The sequence below is a fragment of the uncultured Brachyspira sp. genome, assembly GCF_944390845.1.
Lineage (GTDB): Bacteria > Spirochaetota > Brachyspiria > Brachyspirales > Brachyspiraceae > Brachyspira > Brachyspira pulli.
On sequence record NZ_CALXRM010000016.1, the window covers coordinates 43,809 to 51,201 of the forward strand.

A 7,393-nucleotide genomic window follows, 5' to 3' on the forward strand; every position below is an offset into this window, starting at 1 on the left:
GATTATGTATGAAAGTATTATAACAAATAAAAAAATAATGTCAATATATTGTAAAGAAAAAACATATCTTTTTTAATATCTTTACACTAAATAACATAATATAAAAATAGTTAAATATATAAATAAACCTATTATAGTTCATAAAAAATAAATATTAAATATTGACTTTTAATGTACTTTATATATCCTTTTAAATATATAATAAAAGGTAAATTAATATGATAATATGAAATCTCTAAATAATACCTCAATTAATTTTTTAAAAAATACTGTAATACATAATCTTTTAAGCAATCTTTTTATAACAAAATAGTATATTTATTAATGTTGGGAGTATAATTATGAATACCAAAAATTTATTAATAACTTTAATAATAATTGCTTTTTCATTTATATCATGTTCATCTGATATAATGTCTCCAATAATACCAGAAAAAGAACCAGATGTAGGAGATGGAAGTTTTATAGATCCAACACCAAAACCTAATCCTGAACCTGAGCCAGATCCTGACCCAAAACCAGATCCTGAACCTGAGCCAAAGCCTGAAGAAGTTATAATAACAGATCCATTACAAATATCTGAATTTATAAAAAAACATAATGGCGTTTATTATTCAAGATATGAAGATGACAGCCTTGACATTAGATATGTAATAGATCAAGATTTAATATACAATGGATATGGTACAGAAGTTATAGCAACAATGAAAACCTTATTAGGAAATAAACTTCAAATATACATAGAAGGAAAAGCAGAAGGTTCCGGTGCATTAGGATATGAAATGAATGATGAAATGTACACTTTCAATTTTGGAAGCGACGGAAATATTTATCTTTTTGCTAATGCAATATTTCACAAAGATACATATCAACAAACAAGCGGATATGCCACTGCAATTGGAGAACCTATACAAAAATTGATAACTTATTCAGGAAACTATTATTATTATGATTATGATGATTCTAAAAAATATTATATACTTATAGATACAACCGGACAAGTATATATAGATGATAATTTTAAAATAAATTACTCAAAAGCAGAATTAAGTAATAATGTATTGATAATAACATATACACAAACAGGCGGTACTTCAACTAAACAAGAACTTCATTTTTATGACAAAGATGGAAAACAGAATTATAAATTAATATTTGGTAATACTTGGATTAATAATCAATTACAATATGAAACATTAAAAAGATATGATTCTTTTAGTACATACAGCGGCACATATAGTTCCGAAGATGGTACTATGACTTTGACTGTTGGAGTAGAAACAATCAAATTTAATATATTTACAAGATACGATAATTACACTCCTGTAATTGTAGGAAATACATTAACTATGTATCAATATTCTTCAAGAGAAGGTACAAAAGAACATAAAATAGTATTTAGTGATGATAAGACAAAAGCAACATATACTAAACCAGATGGAAGTAAAGTTGAATTAATTAACAATAATTAAGCAAAATAAAAGCCTATTCATAATAATATTATGTATAGGCTTTTTTCAAATTATAATTATAACTATTTAAAAATTTACCATTGAAAAAAAATAATTATATGATATTATAATATGCGATATTGTTTTGGAGAAGATAATGAAAAGAGGTAAAAAAAATCCATTCCAAAAAGAGATAGAAAGAAAATTTGGCACTTCTGGCTTCGAACTTAATTCTTTTTTGTATGGCGGTAAAAAAATGAAAGTCACAAAAAAAGAAATAGAAGACAGATATGATGTAACTCTTGACCAATTTGCATATTTTGCTCAAGTAGCTGGTTATAAAGTTCTTGCTGATAGCGAATCTCTGATAATATTTAAATAAAATGTATAATAAAAATTTAAATGTACTTCTTCTTAATGATTTATGTTCGTATGGCAAAGCTTCTCTAACCGTTAATATACCAGTATTGTCACATTTTGGTATAAAAGTTTCTCCTCTTGTAAGTGTTATACTTTCAAATCATACCGCTTTTGATTCGTTTTGTGCTTTTGATTTGACAAATGAATTAGAACAAATTGTTGATGAATTAAAAAGAAAGAATCCAAAATTCGATGCTTTTTATGTTGGCTGGATATCTTCTGGAAAGCAGCCTTCAATAGTAATAGATATAATCAAGCATTTTAATATTAATACTATTTTAGTAGATCCTATACTTGGAGATAATGGAAAGCTCTACCCTTCTATGTCAAATGAACATGTTAACTCTATGAAAGAAATTATCAAATATGCTAATATAGTAACTCCAAATATAACCGAATTAGCTGTATTATTAGATAAAGATCCTTCAAAAAGTTATACAGAAAAAGAAGTAGAAGAAATGGCTAAACAACTTTCTACATTTGGACCAAAAACCGTAATAGTAACAAGCGTTTCAAAAGAAGATAAAGTCGGATGTTTATGTTATGATAATAATGAGTTTATAACAAGCTACTATCCTAAAATAGATATAAGCATACCTGGTACAGGAGATGCTTTCGGTTCTTCTTTATTAGGTTATATATTACATGGACATTCCATAAAAGATGCATTAGAAAAAGCAACTAAATTCATATATAAATCTGTGGAATTATCTGTAAAAGAAAATGATGACAGAGTATATGGAATATCTATAGAAAAAAGACTTCATTTACTTTAAAATTAAACATACTATTTTTTATATATACTAAAAATTTTTAAGTTTGTCAACCGATGCACTTTATATAGAATTATCAACTTTTTTGCCGCACAAAAAAGTTGCAAAAAACGCAATTGCTAGAACTTTATATTTTAAGAATATATATTAAATATAGTGTAATACCCTAGTTTTAGGTCAAAAATGCAGTTCTTCGCGAAGCGTATCCGAGCCTGTCGAGGGTATAAGCTTCTTTGTGGCACGCCAAAGGCACTTCCTTCGGTCACAAAATAAGTGAGCGGTGGGCAAAGCCCTGAAAATATTTTAAATTAAAAAAATTATTTTGACAAAATATAGTTGTTTAGGTATATACTAAAAATTTTTAAGTTTGTCAAAATAATATAATTGTTTAGATATATATTTATTATATAAAAAAGCTGCAGAAAATAATAAATATTCACTGCAGCTAAATAATCACTTAATAATCTATCATTCTAATATTTTATTCTGTATATAATCAATTTCTGCTTGTATTGATTTTCTAATCTCTGAATCTCTGCCCCATACTGCTTTACTTAAAGCTGTTTCATAATAATTCAAAGCTTCTTTTAATAAAGTAACTGTATTACTGTCTATATATTTTTCTGCTCTTGTTTTATAAATCTTTCCAAGAAGCTCATATCCGCTGTAATCATCTGGAACCAATGCCAAATAATTAAATGCATAACTTTCAGCACTTATATCATCTTTGAAATTATTCAAATAAACTATTGCAGCTCTATAATTAGCAGCAGCGTAATTCTTTCTAATTTTTACTATGTCTTGATATGTTTTTAATGCTTCTCTTGTATTTCCAACTAACTCATTAATATAAGCTTTTTCATAAAGATAATTAACATTATTAGTATCAAATGATATAGCTTTATTAATAGTATTCATAGCACTATTATAATCACCTATTTTTGAATAAAGTTTTGAAGCAGCATAAAGTGAATCTGCATCATTTTCATTGATAGATTTTTTAATATCTGATGATGATACTTGATAATTATTTAAATTAACTGCAGTTTCAGCTATATATATAGGATTAACTTTTAAATATTTTGAAGCTCTATCATAGCATTTTATAGAATAAGAATATAAATAAGCCTTATTATACTCTCTGCCTAATAATAAATCTTTTCCGCCGTCAACATTGATATAATCTGTTATTTTATTTATCATATTCAAGCCTTCTAAATTATATTCTCTGATATAACTTTCAGCTAATTTGATTCTATTCTCTATATATGCAGGAGCTATTCTTAAAACTTCTTTCATAGTAGATGATAAATTAATATAACCATCAACATTATCATAATATCCTACAGAACTTAAATATGAATCAATATCCATTTCATTTTTTACAGCAATAGCATCATAATTACTTCTATTTCTTCTAATACCTAAAGCAACTGTTTTAGAAGCATCTTCATATTTATGATTTTCATAAAGATAAGCTGCATAAAGTCCGTAAGTTATTGATTCTATTTTCTTTATATATGCAACATCATAATTTTTATTTCTTAAATCTGATATATAAGCCAAAGCCTCATCAAATCTATTAAACTTTATAAACTCATATATTCTATCTGTAACTAGGTCTAAATGTAATTTTAATTCTTCTTCCCAATACTCTGTAGCTTTTATATCTATTAAATCTCTCTCTTTTTGATAACGAGATGTATCATTATCTGAAGCTCTAATTGATAATAATTTTCTTAATAAGAAAACATTATTAACACTTATAATATTAGCATTAAATGCCTCTTTAAGTATATCTATAGCTTTATCAAGAGAACCTAAATTATAATAAGATTCAGCAATATACCCTATTCTAAGCTGTTCTTCTTGTCCTTCGAATCTATACATTGCAAGTAATTGCATCATGTCAACAGAATAATCGTTTCTCTTTAATTCTTCTGCTTTGTCTAGTATCATATTATATTCTATATTCTTTAAAAGACCTTTGACAATAGGTTCATAACTTTTTACTTCTGACAATAATTTTTTAGCTTCTTCATATCTCTTTTTTCTTATTAAACTTTTACTATAATCAATTTTGTTTTCATCTGAAATATTATAAAAGTTAATTATTTGAGATATAATTTTATCAGGGTAATAAGTATAACCTGCATCATAAAGCATAGAAGCAAAAGTTTCATACAATCTTGGTTTATTATATGAATATTCTAAACCTTTCTCTAATATTTTTATTGCCTCTATCTCATTATTTTCATATAAGTATATCTGTGCTAAAATTGCATAAGCCTCATCAAAATCCTTTTCTACTGAAACTAATTTTGATAATATATTTTTTGCCCTTGTATAATCTTGCATTTGAAAATATGTTTTTCCTAATGCAACTGTTATTTCAGGATAATCTATAGAATATGATGAAATATCTTCAAGTATTTTTAAAGCATTAGTATAATCTTTAACTTGAAGCTTTGTATTCCAAGAATATATTTCTTTTTTTACTGTGGCATTAGATATTTTTGTTTGAATTCTTATTTTTTCATCTTGATTTGAATATTTAGCATTTTTATAATTATTTATAGCACCGTCATAATTATTGTTTAATAAGTTTAAATCCCCTAAACCTTCATTAGCATAAGAAGAATTTTCTTTTAAACAAGATTTAAAATAATAATCAGCACTTTTTACATCTCCATTTTTTAATGAAGCATTACCAGCTAAAAATAACCAATAAGGATTATTAGTTACTTTATATGCTGTAAGATATGCTATAACTGTTTGTTCATATTCATTTATAGTATCAAAAAACTTACCGATCTCTCCATAAACTTTATCATAATCTTCTTTATCTACATATAAAGATAAAAGTTTTGTGAAATCTAAAGAAGCATAATGAAAGTCAGCTCTTCTAAAATATGATAAGCCTCTTAAATAATATATTTCATAGTAATTTGTATAAACAGATTCTAAATCATTACATAATGTTATAGCCTCAAAAAATTTTCCATTTTCCATTAACTTTCTAACATTATCTAATTCTCTATTAAGGTTTATTTTATTATCTTCAGTTAAAACAATTTGAGTTAAATTAGTAGATATTTTTGTACTTTCTAAAGAAATATCTATATTTCTATCGTTCATTATGGCTTGATATTGTAAAATATCTCTGGAATATGCCGAAATATAGAGAGTACAAACTATAAGTATGATTTTTATTAATTTCATAGCAAGTCCTTATTTACTACTTTAAAGTATCGGAAATGGAGTTGCTATATTTTAATTTCGGCAGGTAAAAAATGAAAGAAATAGTTATACTAATATCAAATGTAAGCGAATTAAAAAATAAATCTAATCAATTTATTTTAAACATGATAGAACATTTTTATAAATCTGGTATAAGAATAACAGTATTTTCAAAATCATTTTCAAAAAACTTTCCTGCTTATATAGCAAGAAAGCATTTATCTACAATATTTTTTACAAAATCAGCAAAAGATATAGCAAATACCGCTGAAAATGCTGATGCAATTATAGCAGTAGACTTTCCTATGAATATAATAGCTTCAATGAGTAAAAATATTATTATGAAAAAAAAATCTGGGAAAAAAATTCCTGTCGTAGTATGGTATGCACTTAATTTTCAAAGCCATTTATATTTCCAAGAAAATAGAGATAATAAAACAAAATTAGCTGAAAAAAGACTATTAAAATTGGATTATGAACATACTTTAAATATGGATCTAATAATTTGCGGAAGCAATAAAATAAAAGAAAGATTATTATATATTCATAAGGAAATAAAAAACATAGAAGTTATACAGCCATATTTTTCACCTTATATATTTATAAATAAGAATAAAAATAAAGATAAATCTATTGTTTTATTTTATAACAAGGAAGATAGTATATTTAAATGTACTGCCGCTTATGCTCAATACATAAAAGAAAATGAAGATATATATAAATTAAAAATAATAGGATATGACAAAGAATTAAAGGATAATATAAGAAAATTATCTATAGAACAGCATGTTGAATTTATAGATGAAAATGATAATTCAAATATAGGAAATATTATAGCAAATTCAAATTGCATGATAATACATAATATTAAAGATTCTTTCTACACACAATTAATAGCAGCATGGCATTATAAAACATTGCCAATTATAGACTCAAAAAGTTCATCTGCAGAAATAGCAACAGATGAAAAGAATGCTTTAATATATAATTCAAAAAATCCAATATCAATAATATCAAAAATTAAAAAGATGGCAGAAAATAAAAGAACTTATGAAATGTTTATGCCATCAATAAATGATACAGAAAATACTAATAAAATATTAGAATTAATAAGCAGTTTTGCTCAGTAATATATACATAAACAACTATGTTTTGTCAGAAATAATTTTTTTTAATTTTAAATATCTGTCCCCCCATTTCTTTTGCGACCGAAGGAAGTGCCTTTGGCGTGCCACAAAGAAGCTTATATCCTCGACAAGCTCGGATACGCTTTGCGAAGGGCTATATTTTAGCTTAAATTGATAATTTATATTACATGTAAAACAATTTTAGTATGATTTAGTACTAATTTTATCCTTGCACTTTTTGGTTCTTTGACGCTGTCCGCCTGTGGCGTGCGGCGGGAAAAAGAACAACAAAAAAATTGACAAACTTAAAAATTTTTAGTATATACCTAAACAATTATATTTTGTCAAAAATAATTTTTTTAAATTTTAAATATCTGCAGGG

The 7,393-nt window shown here is 25.3% G+C and carries 5 protein-coding genes; 4 read left to right on the forward strand and 1 reads right to left on the reverse strand.

The window, feature by feature from the left end; translation table 11 throughout:
- The first annotated feature begins 341 nt into the window (after window positions 1–341).
- The 3 genes from Q0K52_RS05120 to Q0K52_RS05130 all read left to right on the forward strand — a co-directional run bounded on the left by Q0K52_RS05120 (window position 342) and on the right by Q0K52_RS05130 (window position 2,647).
- Window positions 342–1,472 carry a hypothetical protein gene (locus Q0K52_RS05120; RefSeq protein WP_297297152.1) on the forward strand — a complete coding sequence of 377 codons (1,131 nt, stop codon included), beginning with the start codon at window positions 342–344 and terminating at the stop codon, window positions 1,470–1,472.
- Window positions 1,473–1,608: 136 nt separating this feature from the next.
- The gene (locus Q0K52_RS05125) at window positions 1,609–1,833 is read left to right on the forward strand and encodes a hypothetical protein (RefSeq protein ID WP_297297154.1); all 225 of its coding nucleotides are present in this window, start codon (window positions 1,609–1,611) and stop codon (window positions 1,831–1,833) included.
- Between the two features lies 1 nt (window position 1,834).
- Window positions 1,835–2,647, forward strand: a complete 813-nt coding sequence (locus Q0K52_RS05130; RefSeq protein ID WP_297297156.1) for a pyridoxamine kinase — start codon at window positions 1,835–1,837, stop codon at window positions 2,645–2,647.
- Window positions 2,648–3,112: 465 nt separating this feature from the next.
- Here the strand turns inward: Q0K52_RS05130 and Q0K52_RS05135 are convergent, their stop codons facing one another.
- A complete protein-coding gene (locus tag Q0K52_RS05135) occupies window positions 3,113–5,866 on the reverse strand; it encodes a tetratricopeptide repeat protein (protein WP_297297158.1) in 2,754 nt (917 codons plus the stop codon).
- A 71-nt stretch (window positions 5,867–5,937) separates the two neighbouring features.
- Between Q0K52_RS05135 and Q0K52_RS05140 the strand changes: the two genes are divergently transcribed.
- Window positions 5,938–7,014, forward strand: coding sequence for a glycosyltransferase (locus Q0K52_RS05140; RefSeq protein WP_297297160.1), 1,077 nt, complete (start codon window positions 5,938–5,940; stop codon window positions 7,012–7,014).
- Window positions 7,015–7,393: the final 379 nt, after the last annotated feature.

Coding starts and splice junctions, on each gene's coding strand:
- Q0K52_RS05140 (WP_297297160.1), top strand. CDS start 5,938: ATGAAAGAAATAGTTATACTAATATCAAATGTAAGCGAATTAAAAAAT.
- Q0K52_RS05125 (WP_297297154.1), top strand. CDS start 1,609: ATGAAAAGAGGTAAAAAAAATCCATTCCAAAAAGAGATAGAAAGAAAA.
- Q0K52_RS05130 (WP_297297156.1), top strand. CDS start 1,835: ATGTATAATAAAAATTTAAATGTACTTCTTCTTAATGATTTATGTTCG.
- Q0K52_RS05135 (WP_297297158.1), bottom strand. CDS start 5,866: ATGAAATTAATAAAAATCATACTTATAGTTTGTACTCTCTATATTTCG.
- Q0K52_RS05120 (WP_297297152.1), top strand. CDS start 342: ATGAATACCAAAAATTTATTAATAACTTTAATAATAATTGCTTTTTCA.